General features: G+C 44.1%; 12 protein-coding genes. 7 read left to right on the top strand and 5 right to left on the bottom strand.

The window, feature by feature from the left end:
- Positions 1–3: 3 nt before the first annotated feature.
- Together L1D50_RS14615 and L1D50_RS14610 are read right to left on the bottom strand one after the other, a co-directional pair.
- Positions 4–1,212, bottom strand: coding sequence for a cysteine desulfurase family protein (locus L1D50_RS14615; RefSeq protein WP_128727385.1), 1,209 nt, complete (start codon positions 1,210–1,212; stop codon positions 4–6).
- Positions 1,213–1,270: 58 nt separating this feature from the next.
- Entirely contained in the window at positions 1,271–2,131 is an 861-nt protein-coding gene (locus L1D50_RS14610) for a hypothetical protein (protein ID WP_128727384.1), read from the bottom strand.
- A gap of 544 nt (positions 2,132–2,675) precedes the next feature.
- Here L1D50_RS14610 and L1D50_RS14605 point away from each other — a divergent pair.
- From L1D50_RS14605 to L1D50_RS14590, 4 genes are all read left to right on the top strand, one after another.
- Positions 2,676–3,545 (top strand): hypothetical protein, encoded by an 870-nt coding sequence (locus tag L1D50_RS14605; protein ID WP_128727383.1) that lies wholly within the window; start codon positions 2,676–2,678, stop codon positions 3,543–3,545.
- A 339-nt stretch (positions 3,546–3,884) separates the two neighbouring features.
- Positions 3,885–5,759 (top strand): FAD-dependent oxidoreductase, encoded by a 1,875-nt coding sequence (locus L1D50_RS14600; protein WP_239966287.1) that lies wholly within the window; start codon positions 3,885–3,887, stop codon positions 5,757–5,759.
- Positions 5,746–7,509 carry a thiamine pyrophosphate-binding protein gene (locus tag L1D50_RS14595; protein ID WP_239966286.1) on the top strand — a complete coding sequence of 588 codons (1,764 nt, stop codon included), beginning with the start codon at positions 5,746–5,748 and terminating at the stop codon, positions 7,507–7,509. The genes L1D50_RS14600 and L1D50_RS14595 overlap by 14 nt, the downstream gene beginning before the upstream one ends.
- On the top strand, positions 7,502–9,277 hold the full coding sequence (locus L1D50_RS14590; protein WP_239966285.1) for an FAD-dependent oxidoreductase: 1,776 nt from the start codon (positions 7,502–7,504) through the stop codon (positions 9,275–9,277). The genes L1D50_RS14595 and L1D50_RS14590 overlap by 8 nt, the downstream gene beginning before the upstream one ends.
- A 925-nt stretch (positions 9,278–10,202) precedes the next feature.
- Here the strand turns inward: L1D50_RS14590 and L1D50_RS14585 are convergent.
- The 3 genes from L1D50_RS14585 to L1D50_RS14575 all read right to left on the bottom strand — a co-directional run bounded on the left by L1D50_RS14585 (position 10,203) and on the right by L1D50_RS14575 (position 12,441).
- The gene (locus tag L1D50_RS14585; protein ID WP_193554572.1) at positions 10,203–11,216 is read right to left on the bottom strand and encodes a DUF5924 family protein; all 1,014 of its coding nucleotides are present in this window, start codon (positions 11,214–11,216) and stop codon (positions 10,203–10,205) included.
- A 71-nt stretch (positions 11,217–11,287) separates the two neighbouring features.
- Entirely contained in the window at positions 11,288–11,869 is a 582-nt protein-coding gene (locus tag L1D50_RS14580) for an FMN-binding negative transcriptional regulator (RefSeq protein ID WP_138523232.1), read from the bottom strand.
- The gene (locus tag L1D50_RS14575) at positions 11,866–12,441 is read right to left on the bottom strand and encodes a GNAT family protein (RefSeq protein WP_138523234.1); all 576 of its coding nucleotides are present in this window, start codon (positions 12,439–12,441) and stop codon (positions 11,866–11,868) included. The genes L1D50_RS14580 and L1D50_RS14575 overlap by 4 nt, the downstream gene beginning before the upstream one ends.
- 96 nt (positions 12,442–12,537) lie before the next feature.
- Between L1D50_RS14575 and L1D50_RS14570 the strand changes: the two genes are divergently transcribed.
- The 3 genes from L1D50_RS14570 to L1D50_RS14560 are packed head-to-tail and all read left to right on the top strand — an operon-like array spanning position 12,538 to position 14,727.
- Entirely contained in the window at positions 12,538–13,995 is a 1,458-nt protein-coding gene (locus L1D50_RS14570; protein WP_138523236.1) for a PLP-dependent aminotransferase family protein, read from the top strand.
- Positions 13,988–14,305 carry a hypothetical protein gene (locus tag L1D50_RS14565; protein WP_138523238.1) on the top strand — a complete coding sequence of 106 codons (318 nt, stop codon included), beginning with the start codon at positions 13,988–13,990 and terminating at the stop codon, positions 14,303–14,305. Before L1D50_RS14570 ends, L1D50_RS14565 begins: the two co-directional genes overlap by 8 nt.
- A gap of 17 nt (positions 14,306–14,322) precedes the next feature.
- Entirely contained in the window at positions 14,323–14,727 is a 405-nt protein-coding gene (locus L1D50_RS14560; RefSeq protein WP_128727375.1) for a lysozyme inhibitor LprI family protein, read from the top strand.
- Positions 14,728–15,009: the final 282 nt, after the last annotated feature.

The following is a 15,009-nucleotide window of genomic DNA, read 5'->3' as shown; positions in this document are numbered from 1 at the left end:
TATTTAGACACGCAAAGTTAGCGCTGCGACTTCTCTAACTTTGTTGAGTGCGAAGTCAATTTCGGCTTCTGTAGTATGCCTGCCTAAGCTAAAACGTATGGTTGCCTGTGCCAGTTCATCCGATAGCCCAAGTGCGGTTAATACGTGGCTCGGCGATAGGTTGCTTGACGAACAAGCTGAGCCGGTACTGACTGAGATGCTTTTCTTTAATAAGCTCAGCATTTTTTTACCGTCGGTGTCATGAAAAGAGACGTTACAAACATGAGGGAGTCTTTCTTCGCTCATGCCATTGACCTGCACCTGTTGTAGCTCCAATAAACCATCTTCTAGCTTGTCTCTTAACTGCTCAACTTTGTCAATTGCGCCATTGCTCAGTTCTCGTTGTGCAAGTTCCACAGCCTTGGCAAAACCAACAATGCCAGGCACATTTAACGTGCCACCACGTAGTCCTTGCTCGCTTCCACCACCGGTGATCTGCGGTCTAATATCAACCACTCTATTGCCATGCTGATGTCTTAAATACAGGCCGCCAACCCCTTTAGGGCCATAAATTTTGTGTGCCGAGCAAGTTAAAATATCAATCGGGCAAGTGGTTAGATTGATATCGACCTTGCCTAGCGCTTGTGTGGCGTCAGACATAAATAGAATGCCATGTTGCTTTGCAATAAAGGCAATGTCGTCGATTGGATTAATGGTGCCAATTTCGTTATTTGCGTACATCACGGTGATTAAAATCGTTTCTGGCGTGATTTCGGCCTTCATTGCGTCAATATCAAAGCTGCCATCTGGTAACGGCGCAAGATAAGAAACGCGAGCGCCTTCCTGTTCTAGATCTCTAAGAGTTGCAAGCGTTGCAGGGTGCTCAATCGACGAGGTAATAATGTGCTTGCCTTTGTGATTACAAGCACGAAACACGCCGCGGATCCCTAAGTTGTTGCTTTCAGTCGCGCCAGAAGTAAAGATAAAATTTTCAGGTTGTGCGCCAAGGGCACCTGCAATTTTTTCACGGGCTTGTTCGACCGCTTTATGGGCGTTCCAGCCATGTAAACCATACATGCTCGCAGCATTACCAAAGTCGTTACAAAAGTAAGGTAACATGGCTTGTAACACTGCTTCGTCGCACGGTGTTGTGGCGTTATGATCTAAATAGATAGGAAAGCGTAGCGACGCTTCCGTGGTGGACTTACTCTCTAGTGCTGTAATGAGTGACATAAAAAATCTCCGTATAAAATTGGGGCAACAGTCAAATTGATGCGGATAAATGCGTGCGTTACGCGTCGCAAGCTTCGGCTAGGGTGCTGGTTTGGGTGTTAATGGAATAATCTTCCATATCAAAGTCAGACAAGAAGATATTGGAGATCTTAACGATATTATCGCCAAGGCTTTCGTCTTGTAGGAAAAGTCCTAACGCTACTTCAGTACCGTTCACGACTTTGTGAAAGTCATCCATTTCAGAGAAGTCCATAATGTGGAATACCCCTGCCTGAGGGTTCATTTTCAGTGCTTTTTGGTATGTATCTTTATAGTGCTGCGCCATAATAAGCGGGCATTTTGCAGTCCATATATCCTTATCTTTTGATTCAGCTAAAACGATGTTTACTCCCTTACTGTTTTCGAATAGAACTTTAGTTACACCGCTGCTCGTTGCGAGTGACAATTGTGGGAAACTTGCTAAATCTTGCGCAATGATTTTACGTAAAGATTGGATCCCACGGTTTTTACAATTGCGCTCACCCTGAAGCACTAAGCGGTCGCGTTTTACAATGCTGTAATCACTTAATACGGCTTCTAGCTCGTCAGGTAATGGCGCAAGCCCTTGGCTGTCGCTGGTCATTGCTGGGGATGCAGAAATATCACAAGACTCACTACCACACTGTAAGCCCAGATCGTCTATCAACACGCCAAGCACCACTTTGAGTTTTTTCTTGTGCTCTAGAATCGCGTTATTTGCGACATTTAACACCTTTACCATTGAATCTATCGAGAATTCGGTTGCGGAATAACGCGGATCAAAATGTCCACCTTCTAGATAAAAGGCGGAGACTGTCGGGTAGTGTTCAGCGACATCCATGCGTATCATATCTAGGAGTTTTTGCTCTACTTTTCCAACCATTTTTTCTTTTAATTTCATTTCGTTAGTCTCTATTTTTTTGTTGAGTTAAATGTGTTCACTATCCTTGGCTGCTGCGCCTAATTAACTCCAATAAAAGGACATCAAACGGAAATTAATTTCCGTACTCCATGAGTTCAGTAGTGTTAATCAAGGTGAAGTCATGCTTAAGGTTTGGTTAAATTGGTTAAGTAACTGTAAAGATTGACACGGTGGTAAGGTCAACGTTTGTTTGCATAAAAATTGAGTTTTTTGAAAGTTTTTGTGTGAAACTTTCATTTCAATTGTTCGGCTCGTTACACCACCAATTAGCAGATACCAAGTTATCTCTATGATCTAAGGAGGAGTAATTTGACTCACCCCTTTTGATCGTGGCAACAATTTGCCCTTTTTTGGGAACTCAGTTCTCCAGTTAGAAGCAATAAATATCAAGTAGAACTGTAATTGCTATATGTGAATGAGTTTTCCTACTTTCATGTGGTTGAATAAAGCTTGGCTTATTTATTGCTGTATGAGGCAGGCTAAAAATAAATAAAGTTACTATCTGAAAGCAAGGAGTGGACTCATGCACGTTAATTCGACGAATAGCATAAATATGAACGTTTACACCCAAAGAGGGAGAGCTGAACAGTCAAATCTGCATAGCCAAGAGAACCCTAAGGACCTAGTGGGGAAAACCAACCTAATGTACATGGTTGATGAAGAAAAGGTCACTCGGGTATCACATGAACAAATGACTCATTTAAGTCAGGTATTCGAGCTCAGTGAAGTCTCTCCAGAGGCGGCCCAGCGGCAATACTTGCATCATGGGCAAGCGCGGGAGGTGCAATTAGGTATAGTGGTCGATGGCAAATTGATGGCCTATCAAAATGACAAAGGACACATTACAGGTAAAGGTGGAGTCGAAGCTTTGATAGAGCAAGCCAATGGTGATATTAATCAGCTTAAAGCGTTAGTTCAGCAACAGTACTCCAGTTCCGGCAAAGTTGAAGTTTATGGCGAAAATAATCGTCCAACCAATGCTGAAGTTTTTGAACGTTTTAATGGCCGTTCGTATAAAAGTTTTGTTCACGATGAAATGAATACGCGCAGGCAAGCTAACCATCAAGAACAACTAGCGAGAGATGAATTTTTGCGAAGTAAACTGATGTTTGATCAAGCGCCTCAAGTTGCGGTATTCAAAGTGAAAGGCGAAGTTGTTGGCAGTATGGATGGCAATGGTTTTGCTGATATGGGTAGTAAGCTACTTCAACTTGCAAAGCAAAAAGGCATAGAAAAAGAAGCGCTAAAGCCGCTTTACACGCTCGATCCCGAGCGCACTTCAGAGCAATTTTCAGACTTACTTACACAAGTATTTGGAAATGATGTTGAAGTTGAGCATTTTCATGTCTCAAACGCGCCCACCAGAAACGAGATAAGGCTGTTGAGTAATTAAGCCAAAGATGAGTACAAAACAGGGTAAAGCTTTACGGTTTTGGATTTGTCAACATTCATAACGGTTCGGCGGGTGAACCGCCTTATACAAGCATGTTTTCATTACGGAGTAGGGCTGTGTTACACAGCAACCTTTTGTTTTTGTGAAACTTAATTTTAACTTTTTAAATATAATGGTGCTTTTTGCTGAGCAAGAAACCAGTCAGGTGATGCTAGTTTATTAAAGACGATGTTTATACTAGCCATAATTGCACTGTAACCCCTTGTAACCTGATGTAATAGATAAAATCACTACCCTTAAATATGCTTTTAGAGTAATAGCCTAAAGGAGCATATTAAAATGAGTAAAGAACTAGATATTGCCATTGTGGGTGGCGGTGTATCGGGTGTCTATAGTGCATGGCGTCTTCAACAAGAGCTTGGTGATACACATCGCATAGGCTTATTTGAGTATAGTGATCGTATTGGTGGTCGTTTGTATAGTCGCACACTTCCGGGGTTGCCTAACGTTGTGGCTGAGCTTGGTGGAATGCGCTTTATTCCTGACGATCATGTGATGGTGAGTACGCTGGTGGATGAGCTAAAACTCCAAACCAAAGACTTCCCGATGGGCTCAAAGCTGCCGTTATACCCCTCAAATGCAGAAAGCTCTCCTGAAGCGGGCAGTGAAAACAACCTCTTTTATCTGCGTGGACAATATTTTAGATATCGTGATTTCGCAGAATGCCCAGACAAAATCCCATACAAGCTTGAAGAAACAGAGCGAGGCTATGGACCAGAAGATCTTCAAGTTAAAGTCATGAACCTCATCTGTCCGGGTTTTGCCGATATGTCTCTTGCAGAGCAGATGAAAGTCAAAGTATTTGGCAAGGAGATCTGGCGCTTTGGCTTTTGGAACTTGCTTGAGCATGTGTTGAGTAACGAAGCATACCTCTTTATGAAAGAAGCGGGTGGCTACGATGCTAATGTGGCGAATGCCAGTGCGGTTACTCAGTTGCCAGCCACTGAATATAGCGATGATACGGTATTTAAAACTCTCAAAGATGGTTTTCAGGCGTTACCGCTGAAGTTATGTGAAGAGTTTGCAGCGGCACCGGGCTGCCTTGACTGCAGTAAGCGCGTTAACATGTTGCATCGACTTGCAAAAATTGAGCTGCATCATTGTGGCGAGTACCGTTATGAACTCACTTTTCAACCAACACAAGTGAATAGCAGTGGGAAAGTGGTTGATAAAGATGCTCCAGCTTACAGCGTTAAAGTGAAGCGGCTTATTTTGGCGATGCCAAGGCGCTCGCTTGAGCTAATTGAATCGCCGTTCTTTGACGACCCTTGGTTGAAAGAAAACATTCCGTCTGTGCTTATCCAAAAAGCGATTAAGATGTTTATGGCTTACGAGCAACCTTGGTGGCGCAGTTTGGGCCTTGTTGCTGGTCGCTCTGTGACTGACTTACCAATCCGTCAAACTTATTACATGGGCACGGAATGCGACCAAAAAGAATGCCTTGAATACGAGACTAACGAAAAAGGCGAACAAGTATGTAAAGTGGAGCATACCTATGGTGAGCCCAATACCAACTCGCTGCTAATGGCTTCATACAATGATATTGGCACTATTCCTTACTGGAAAGGTTTAGAAAAGGGCGAGCATTACCAAGGCTTTATGCCAGCCTATGGTGCAGAAGGTTATACCGAAAATGAGATAGTACCTAAAAATCAGTATCAAATTACCACCGGGATGGTTGAAGCGGCACATCGCCAAATTCAAGCGTTACATAATCAAAAAGCACTCCCAATGCCATATTCTGCAATCTACCAAGAGTGGGGGGATGACCCTTATGGCGGTGGCTGGCATGAATGGAAAGCCAATTATCGTCTCGATGAGATCATGTGCAGAATGCGCCACCCTGTTGCAAGCGAAGAAATCTATATTGTTGGCGAAGCGTACTCTTATGAACAAGGTTGGGTTGAAGGAGCGTTAAATACGGCTGAATCGACATTGGCTGAGTTTTTTGCTTTACCAACACCGAAGTGGTTATCTAAAGACAAAGCTCGGTATGAACAGTGGCTTGAGTCACATCACAACTACTTACCAGTAGATTGCCGTAAAGGTGGGTGTTCGTGTCAGCATTCAGCGCAACAGCCAAATGCTAGCTCGGACACGCTGGACGAAGTCACTGAATTCGCTTATCGAGGTATTAATCATGAGTACCGCTAATTTTACGGTTGCTGACCATTTACTGTGGCGGTTAAAGCAGTTGGGCCTTGATAAGGTGTTTCAAGTGCCTGGTGACTATGTGCAAGAATTTATGACCGCACTGGACAACTTTCCAGGTATTGACGCTGTAGGCGATGTAACCGAACTAGGGGCAGGCTACGCGGCGGATGGATATGCAAGATACAGAGGTATTGGCGCGGTGTCGGTGCAATACGGCGTTGGCACGTTCAGCGTATTAAACGCGATAGCCGGCGCTTATGTCGAGCGTAATCCTGTTGTCGTTATATCGGCAAGTCCGTCGGCTGAAAACCGTGTAGATATTGAAGAAACAGGCGTGTTATTTCATCACTCTACCGGCGACTATAGCGCAGATAAAAAGGTGTTTGAAAATGTCACTGTCGCCAGTGAAATTCTTTCGGATCCCGCTTCTGCTCCTGACATTATTGACAATGCGTTACGCCTTGCCATGAGTGAAAAGCGGCCTATTTATCTAGAAGCATGGCAAAACGTGTGGGGCGCAGCTTGTGATAAACCAGATGGCCATTTAGTGATCCCAAGACCTGCATCTAATCCTACGATGATGGCAAATTTACTCGATAAAGTAATCAACCGACTCAAAGAAGCTGAGAAGCCGTTGGTATTATTAGGCATAGAGATCACGCGACTTGGCATACAAAGGGAAGTCGAAAACTTGCTCTGTAATCTCAATATTCCGTATACCACGACCACGCTAGCCAAATCAGTATTAAGTGAGGCGCAAGGGCTCGGGAAGGAGCTGTTTGTTGGCACCTATGCGGGTGAAGCGTCATGGCCTGAAACGTTTGACTTTGTTAGCAAACGAGATTGCATTTTAGCGTTGGGGGCAATATTCACTGATGACTACCTGACCATGTTAAAAACGCAAGACAACGAATTGATCCGCGTGAATATGGGCGAAGCAAGAGTTGGTAACTGCGAGCGTTTTGGTGGTATCGATTTAGCACAGTTTATTGATGATTTAACGGTGTATATTGAGCATTATCCCATGCAGCATCGTACGCTTTGCTCGTTGCCGGAAAACCCCTATTTGAACAGTCCCGTGCATGATTGCGATGCCATCACCTACGAAAACTTCTTTTGCACATACCAGAAGCAGCTAGCCCGATGCCAGAAGATGCGTGACTTCAACCTTATTTTAGGTGAAAGCTCTTCGCTTTATATGGCGGCTCGTTTAACTGGTATTGAAGAAAGTCGCTTTATTAGTGACGCAGCTTGGGGATCGTTAGGTCATGAAACCGGTTGTTCACTTGGCACAGCCTTGGCTGACAATCGACGTAGTATTGTGGTTGCGGGCGACGGTGGATTCATGATGATGTGCCAAACACTGTCTACCATTAGCCATAATAAACTCAATACGGCAGTGTTTGTAATGAGTAATCAAGTGTATGCAATTGAGCAGTCGTTTGTTGATATCTGTGCGTTTACTCCTGCGGGCGCATTTGCACCATTTGATGATTTACACCGTTGGGACTATAAATCATTAGCGAGCGCGTATTTTGTCGAATATTTACATGTAGAGACCGTCGCGGATCTAAATGGGGTTTTTGCTACGCTTCATGAAAATCCATGTAAGCCGTACCTCATTAAAGTAAATCTTGATAAAAAAGACCTCGCACCGGCGATACAGGATCTCGCCGAAGCCATTACGGGTAAAAAAGTGGACGACTGTCCATGTGGAAAGAACACAGCACAAGGAAACAATAATGCCTAAGCAAATCAGCAAACCTATCCCAGAATATCAGTTAGACGAAGCACAAAAGCGTATTGACCGCTACTGGCGCGCGACACAAGGTTTTATACTTGCGTTAGAAAGCAAACATGGCTTTTCTGCAAAGCAGTTACTTACTTTATTGCCAACGGGTGATACTTCGATGGAGCGCTTCAGAGAATATCAAGCTAAAGCGCTTATCTTTAACACACGATTTCAGTTTTCGCCCTCGGTGATTGTAATGTGTAACAATACTGATGATGTGATGCGTGCCTATCAAGAAGCGATAGAGTTTAACTTACCCATTCGGGTGCGCTCAGGTGGCCATGATCATGAAGGGGAGTGCAGCGGCACAGATGTGGTGTTGCTGGATTTAAGCGGTTTAAAAGACTTCTCCATCGAGAAAAAAGGCGACGATTATATTGCCCATATTGGTTCGGGCTATCGCTTTTATCAATTAGTCCCAAAGCTTGCAGAATCTGGTTACAAGGATATTCCACCGTTAACCATTCCACATGGCACTTGCGCCACGGTTGGGTTAGCTGGGTATATTCAAGGCGGTGGTTGGGGCCCATGGACGCGAGCAAAAGGAATGTGCTGTGAGTCACTCGTTGGTGCAACGGTTATTTTGCAAGATGGCTCAAGAGTTGAGGTATCTGAAACTGAAAATGAAGATCTATTATGGGCGCTACGCGGAGGCGGAGCGTTAAGCTATGGAATAGTGACGGAGTTTAGAGTCAAAGCTTTTGAGCTACCTGAAGAAATCCACCGCTTTGAAATTAACTGGAATAATGAGGCAGTTGGCTCTACAGACTTAGCAACTTGGCAGTTGCTCAGACAGTGGGAAAATGCCATTAACGACACGGGAAAGGATACCGAGAACTTAGTTGGTACTAACCTAAAAATCAACGCGGTCCCAGATGTTAGCGAGTGTGAAAAGTCATCTGGCTACGAAAAGACCTTAAAGCACCCAAGTACCATGTATGGTTATTGGCAAGGCTCCGAAAAAGCGCTGATTCAGTTTGCTAAGCAATATTTTCCTGCTGCTAAAGTGCAGGTGACAGGCACGGACACCAAGCAGAACTATAGCGAAGCATTGATGTCTGACTGGTCACGAAACTCTGTGGCTAACCTCAAAAAACTGGGATTAAAGGGGACGCTTGCCGCAAGCCTTGATGGTGAACCATTTACACCAGACTTCGACGCCCCAGCGCCACACAAAATCACCTCAAAGCTCGTGCGTGAGTCTGGCCTTACCGAACAAGGCAAGTTGGCGCTATTGCGTTCACTCACATCGCCTTTATTGTTTGCACAAAATGCCCCACTTGGACTATTTAGTTATGTCACTCTAGGTGCCATTTCGGGTAAGTTTTATGCCAATGATACATGTGATGATGCTAAGAAACGTGTTGCCTTTCCGTATACTACGGCGCAGTACACCATTCAATACCAAACTTGGTGGAATACTGAGTTAAAGTACGACGGCAGTTACGACAGCAAACGCCTTGGTCAAGCAAATCCAGTCTACCGCTATGTAAACCGTGCACTTGATTGGATTGAGGTTAGCCGCGACACCACCATAGAAGGGGCATACGGCGCGTTTATCAGCTTTAAAGACGCATCCATTCCGACGAAAACCTACTTCCAAGAGAATTACGAAAAACTCATTGAAATCAAAGAGGAGTATTCGGGTTTCACTGTTAAATTAGACTGTGGTAAAGAGGTTTACGTCAATTTCAATCGCCTAAGAACCCGTAAGACAATTATTTAATAGTGTTAAATGCGAAGAGCAAAAAGCCAGTATCGGCTTTTTGCTTGGTTTCATCTTGAGGTAGGCGCAGTTTTACACAGCGATCTTATTGTTTTTATGTCGGGCTTTGGGCTTAGGTTAGAGGGATAAATTCTTCAACGAGTATTTGTCGAAACACATAAACTGCTCGGCGAGTGAATCGCCTCCTACAAGCATGACTTCACTACCGAGTAGGAGCTGTTTTACACAGCGATCTTGTTGTTTTTATATTGAATTTTTGGCTGGTGAGAGCTGGTTTTTTTCATCAAAGATTCGTTGAAAACTTAAACTGCTCGGCGAGTGAATCGCCTCCTACAAGCATGACTTCACTACCGGGTAGGCGCTGTTTTACACAGCGATCTTGTTGTTTTTATATTGAATTTTTGGCGGGTGGAATGAGGGGGGGCTTCATCAAAAACTCGTTGAACATATAAACTGCTCGGCGAGTGAATCGCCTCCTACAAGCATGACTTCACTACCGGGTAGGCGCTGTTTTACACAGCGATCTTGCTGTTTTTATATTGAATTTTTGGTGGGTGAGATGAGTGGGGGGTCTTCATCAAAAATTCGTTGGGAAACATAAACTGCTCGGCGAGTGAATCGCCTCCTACAAGCATGACTCACTACTGGGTAGGAGCTGTTTTACACAGCGATCTTGTTGTTTTTATTAATCGCCAAAGCGACTAATAAGCGGTCTTTGAGTAACCGAGTGCGCCTAAACGGGGGGTAAACCGTTTTCAACCTTTTTATTGAGCACAGCAACAAATCGCTTTGAGTTTTCGTCCGGTAAAATGGAAAAATCAGTCATAGACTTCCTTGAGTTAGAAAAGAGGCGCTTAACCATATCATAATAAAATTATCACCGCGCCTCGGCTTCAGTAGTTGGTTGTAATATCTTAAAGATCTCCTAAGGAGAAACAGTAAATTTTTTTAGGCCAATCAATTGTCCTGAACTGGTGACAACGTGCACCTCCCACTTACCGGTTGAGTCGGCCGGAAAGTTGTTCTTATGGCTCCAAGCTCGATAACCTTCCTCGCGTCCACCGCTAATATTTAAGGGAATTCGGTCAACCACTTGTTTGTTGTGTACCCACACGTGAAAGATTTTTTCGTTTAGTCCCCGCGGTGCTTTTACTGCGCTCCAGCTGTACAAGCCTTGTTCGTGAAGCGAATGGCTATCGAGATGTTGAATGCTGTTCACCGGCTTTCGTTGCTGCCTATCAACCTCATAAGCCAGCGCAATGTCGTTGAGCCGTAAGGCCGCAGGGGGAACCCAGCTACGTAACTGCCACAAACCAGCGCTAAGTGCACTTAGTAGCAGAGCCAATAAGGGAAAACGCCACCATCTTGCGTTTGGCATGACATTGCCAAGGCTCGGTAGGGTAAGCACAATGGCGGTCACTAGCGCTATTTGTATACTTTGGTCAGTTGTCAGGTGAAGCAAAATAGGTAGCGCAACTGAAATCACAACAAACAAAGCAAAATTGTGGAAAACCATAAACAGCACATTATGGCGAGCTAGCTTTTTGTAATATATCGGGTCCACAACGGAGATAAACGCGCAGAGTGCAATTAAGCAGGTAAACGCGGCCTGTGGATGATTCCATGTTGTGGCAGCCAAGAAAAAAGGCAGTGCAAAGAACAGGCTTTCCTGTTGCACCATTTGCAGAGCAAAGCGCATAAAGTTGGGTGACAACACAATACCAAAGCGTTGTTCAACTTGGTCGCGTAGCCAGTTGTCAATAATAAGCCACAGCCAACTGGTGAGTAAAAGCAGAGCGATGATCTGTGAAAACGACTCTTTACGTTCAACTAAAATAAAGCTCGCTATACCACTGCAAAAAGCCAACAACGCCATTAGGCCCGGCCACTTCTGCATCATCAAAATAAATTTTGTTATTAGGTTTTTGAAATAACGCATTGAGATAGAAATTGCTTGCTGGTCTTTAAGATTCAAACACTTCAACCATGAATGCAGTATGAGTTTAGTAATTAACACACATAACTTGCTAATATTGGTTTGGATGGCGTTAAGTGTGTTTTGATTAATGCGCGAATGTCACTCGACTGGTTTTGGCTTAACTTAAAAGCGCCATGCATCGAATTGATTTTAATCTTGAAAAAGTTAATGGCGTTAAACAGCGACTGACGCTGATTGGCAGGCACGTTATCAAGCTGCCAATCACTATTTGAAAACTGCTCAAAATGCGTTATTTGCGCTTGCATTGACGCGTATTTTTCAACATCAGTAGCAATAAGTGCGAGCTCACCTTCAACGATCACATTTGCGTACAACCATGTGGGGAGCTTAATGTCAGAGATAACAGCGGGTGAGAGGTAATGATCTTCACAGTGAAAGATTGCTTGGATAATACCGCCTGTGTGAAAAATCGGGTTGTCTTTTGTTGCGTGTCCAAGTAAATAAGCATGGTCATCACTTAATGTTAGCGGTACAAAAACCGTCTTTAACTTGCCTTTTTGTATCACTGTCAGCGTGGCCAGCGGGTGTTTTGTGATCACAGAGCTGAGTATGTTTGGATTGCTTTCAACGTAATAGTTTCTTGGGTAGCTCATAACTTTTCCTCCAATCTTGCTTTCACTTCAGGCCACATCTCGTCGGTGATGGCAAATCGTGCCGTATTACGATAACTTCCATCGGGCAGGCGCCTATCTTTTAACGACAATCCTTCAAAATGGGCACCGAGACGTGAGATGGCATTACGAGACTTATGGTTAAATTCATGAGTTTGAAATTGCACACGCACCAATCCAATCGCTTCAAAGGCATATTTAAGCAACAGGTATTTGGCGTGGGTATTAACATGCGTGCGTTGAAATTCAGTGCCGATAAAAGTATGGCCAATCTCGGCACTTAGGTTGAGTTTATCAAGTCTAAACAAGCGGCTATTACCAGCCAGTTTACCTGAGTCTTTATCTATGATTGCAACAACCAGTTGCTCGCTTTCATCAAACTGTGCAGAGCCGTAAAACCACTGCTCTATGGTTTTTTGATCGCGACAATAATTGTTAAATACCCACTTCCAGATCTCAGTTTTTTTGCCTCGAGCCAATAACTCAGGTAAATGCGCGGCTTCAAGTGGGGTGAGCTTGACGCGATTGGATTCTAGCGTTTGTTTTGAAAGCATCGATATTCCATTCATTCTGTATTTTTAATGCTTGCATATTGCGCTGATTTTGGTTGATATAAAACAACCAGATTTAATAATTTAATTAGACCACTTTTGATTTCTATTAGCCCAAAAACACAGTCTCACGATGCTAAACATAAACGCTTAGCAGATGTTTTGCGCAGTGCCATTACCGAAGGTAAGCTCACTCCCGGTGACAAACTTCCTTCAGCCCGAAAGCTGGCTGAGTTACATGGTATGAATCGTCACACGGTGATGAATGCCCTACAAAACTTGGTAGCTGAAGGCTGGCTAGTGGTTAAAGAACGTAGCGGCTATCGAGTCAATACTGAACTGCCTATTTTCAGTAGCCAACAGATAGACACTAAAGTGGCTTCTACACCACGAATCGTGCCGCAATTTGCTAAAACACTAACACCAGTAAGCAGCACTAAGCGTTCGGCCTACCGCTATAGTTTTGCAGGGGGCTTACCAGATCTTCATGCCTTTCCCTATGATGAGTTTAAGCGGTTTTTGGTAAAGGCATGTCGCAAAACCAATGTCAGTCATTTTCACTATTCAGACATTGCGGGGTGCGCGTTACTGAAATCCCAAATTCAGGCATATTTGCGCCGAGCAAGGGGGTTGGTATGTGATGACTTACTGATTTGCAATGGCTCCCAAGAAGCCCTCTCATTGGTGGCAAATGCATTTATAAACCCAGGTGATGGTGTTGCCATCGAAATGCTTGGTTATCCTCCTGCGCGGCATACTTTTACCAATGCAGGTGCTGAAATTTTTGCTTTAGCACAAGACGCAGAAGGCATTAAAGTGGAGGCCTTGGCGCGCTGCCTTGAACAAAATAAGGTGAAGTTGCTGTATTTAACGCCACTGCATCAATATCCTACAACGGTCACATTGTCTGTACCGAGGCGCATGGCGATTTATCAGCTGTGCCAGCAGTATGGCGTATTTATTATTGAAGACGATTACGACCATGAGTTTCATTATCTCTGCCCACCGTTACAGCCTATGGCGGCAAGCGATCCAAGTGGTATTGTGATTTATATTTCTACCTTTTCAAAAATCATGTTTGCTGGTGCTCGTGTGGGTTATATGAGTGCGCGGGCAGATGTGCTTGCGCAATTGGTGGCACGTAAGCAGCTACTTAATCACAAAAATGATGCGCTTACCCAGTTGGCTGTGGCTTACTGGATGGAAGAGGGCGGGTTTGAGCGTCATTTACGCCGCATGACCAAAGCCTATCAAGGACGACATCAGGCGATGGCGCAGCACCTAAGCGAGCTTAAAGCTAAGTTAGATATTGATTTTGAAGTGCCACAAGGCGGTATGGCGTATTGGGTAAACAGCAAACGCGATGTCTCGAGATTATCTGAAAAAGCACGTGAAAAAGGGATTTACGTACAATGTGAACCTGAATTTACCCTCGATAAGGCTAGTAGTTTAAGTCATATTCGCTTAGGCTTTGCGGCGCAAGAAGTCGAGCATCAGCAAGCTGGGCTGGGTGAGTTATTTGCCTTGGTCGCAGAGCTGGAGAAAAATCATGAATAAGCAACAAGCACTGGTCGAATTTGTTACATTCGGCCCACACAAAGCGCAGGCGTTAAATATACTACTGAGCGACAACAGCGCAGTATCACTTATTATTAGCAAGGCGATGTTAAGTGTGGTATTGGCAAAGTATCTCAGTGGTGAAATCGACGAAGATGAACTTGAAAATTGGGCTGGGTTTGTTGAGCTGCGTGACGAGGTTGACTGCACCTTGATAGATGATTACCTCTATGCGTTGAATAATCCGGAGCTGATGGGTGGAATTAACTTCGATTCCATCGGTAATATGTTGAAACTCATTAAAGGTTAAACACAAAAGGAAATACCATGAGACTAATCGCGGCCGCATTGTTTTTATTAAATTACCAAATCGCGTTGGCGGGAGGAGATGTGTGTGAAAACCCTATCTCAACCATAGACATCAATGAGTGTGCAATGAGCGAACTTAACGCGCGAACTGAAACACTTGAACGTTACTACCAAAAAAGCCTTGAACATAATGCCTTTGATGAGCAACTGGTGGAAGCGATTAAGGCCTCGCAGTTGGCGTGGCAAAGCTATCTCGATGCCCACTGCGGTGCGGTATATACCCAATGGCGAGAAGGCACTATTCGCGGTGTGATGGCGCTCGAATGTCGTAAGGAATTAGTTAAAACCAGAACTCACACTCTTTGGGCTAACTTTTTGACTTATATGGATAGTACGCCACCAGTGCTACCTGAGCCACAATAGGCTCCCGACACTCCGACTGCTCCTCAATCTAAAGCTGCCTTGTCTATATGCAAGTCGGTACGTTGGTTACCGCTAGGTGTGGGGCGGGCGACTAATACTACTTTTCTGTTTTAAAGTAGTGCGTCACTTAATATCATTAGCATATTACCTCAACCCAAAAGGTAGGCGATCCGTAACTATGAATGCTTTTCAGTAATGTAATGTAGTGTAATGTTTGCGCTGTAATATTGATACTATGTAATGTAATGTAGTGTAATGTTTGCGCTGTAATATTGATACTAT

This window comes from Pseudoalteromonas sp. Isolate6, from assembly GCF_022398435.1.
GTDB lineage: Bacteria > Pseudomonadota > Gammaproteobacteria > Enterobacterales > Alteromonadaceae > Pseudoalteromonas > Pseudoalteromonas galatheae.
The sequence above is the reverse complement of the archived record's forward strand: the minus strand, read 5'-3'. Positions and strand labels throughout refer to the sequence as shown.

What these genes read in the sequence shown, in the direction of transcription:
- L1D50_RS14600 (WP_239966287.1), top strand. Translation starts at nt 3,885, where the DNA reads ATGAGTAAAGAACTAGATATTGCCATTGTGGGTGGCGGTGTATCGGGT.
- L1D50_RS14560 (WP_128727375.1), top strand. Translation starts at nt 14,323, where the DNA reads ATGAGACTAATCGCGGCCGCATTGTTTTTATTAAATTACCAAATCGCG.
- L1D50_RS14605 (WP_128727383.1), top strand. Translation starts at nt 2,676, where the DNA reads ATGCACGTTAATTCGACGAATAGCATAAATATGAACGTTTACACCCAA.
- L1D50_RS14585 (WP_193554572.1), bottom strand. Translation starts at nt 11,216, where the DNA reads ATGCGTTATTTCAAAAACCTAATAACAAAATTTATTTTGATGATGCAG.
- L1D50_RS14590 (WP_239966285.1), top strand. Translation starts at nt 7,502, where the DNA reads ATGCCTAAGCAAATCAGCAAACCTATCCCAGAATATCAGTTAGACGAA.
- L1D50_RS14610 (WP_128727384.1), bottom strand. Translation starts at nt 2,131, where the DNA reads ATGAAATTAAAAGAAAAAATGGTTGGAAAAGTAGAGCAAAAACTCCTA.
- L1D50_RS14575 (WP_138523234.1), bottom strand. Translation starts at nt 12,441, where the DNA reads ATGCTTTCAAAACAAACGCTAGAATCCAATCGCGTCAAGCTCACCCCA.
- L1D50_RS14595 (WP_239966286.1), top strand. Translation starts at nt 5,746, where the DNA reads ATGAGTACCGCTAATTTTACGGTTGCTGACCATTTACTGTGGCGGTTA.
- L1D50_RS14615 (WP_128727385.1), bottom strand. Translation starts at nt 1,212, where the DNA reads ATGTCACTCATTACAGCACTAGAGAGTAAGTCCACCACGGAAGCGTCG.
- L1D50_RS14580 (WP_138523232.1), bottom strand. Translation starts at nt 11,869, where the DNA reads ATGAGCTACCCAAGAAACTATTACGTTGAAAGCAATCCAAACATACTC.
- L1D50_RS14565 (WP_138523238.1), top strand. Translation starts at nt 13,988, where the DNA reads ATGAATAAGCAACAAGCACTGGTCGAATTTGTTACATTCGGCCCACAC.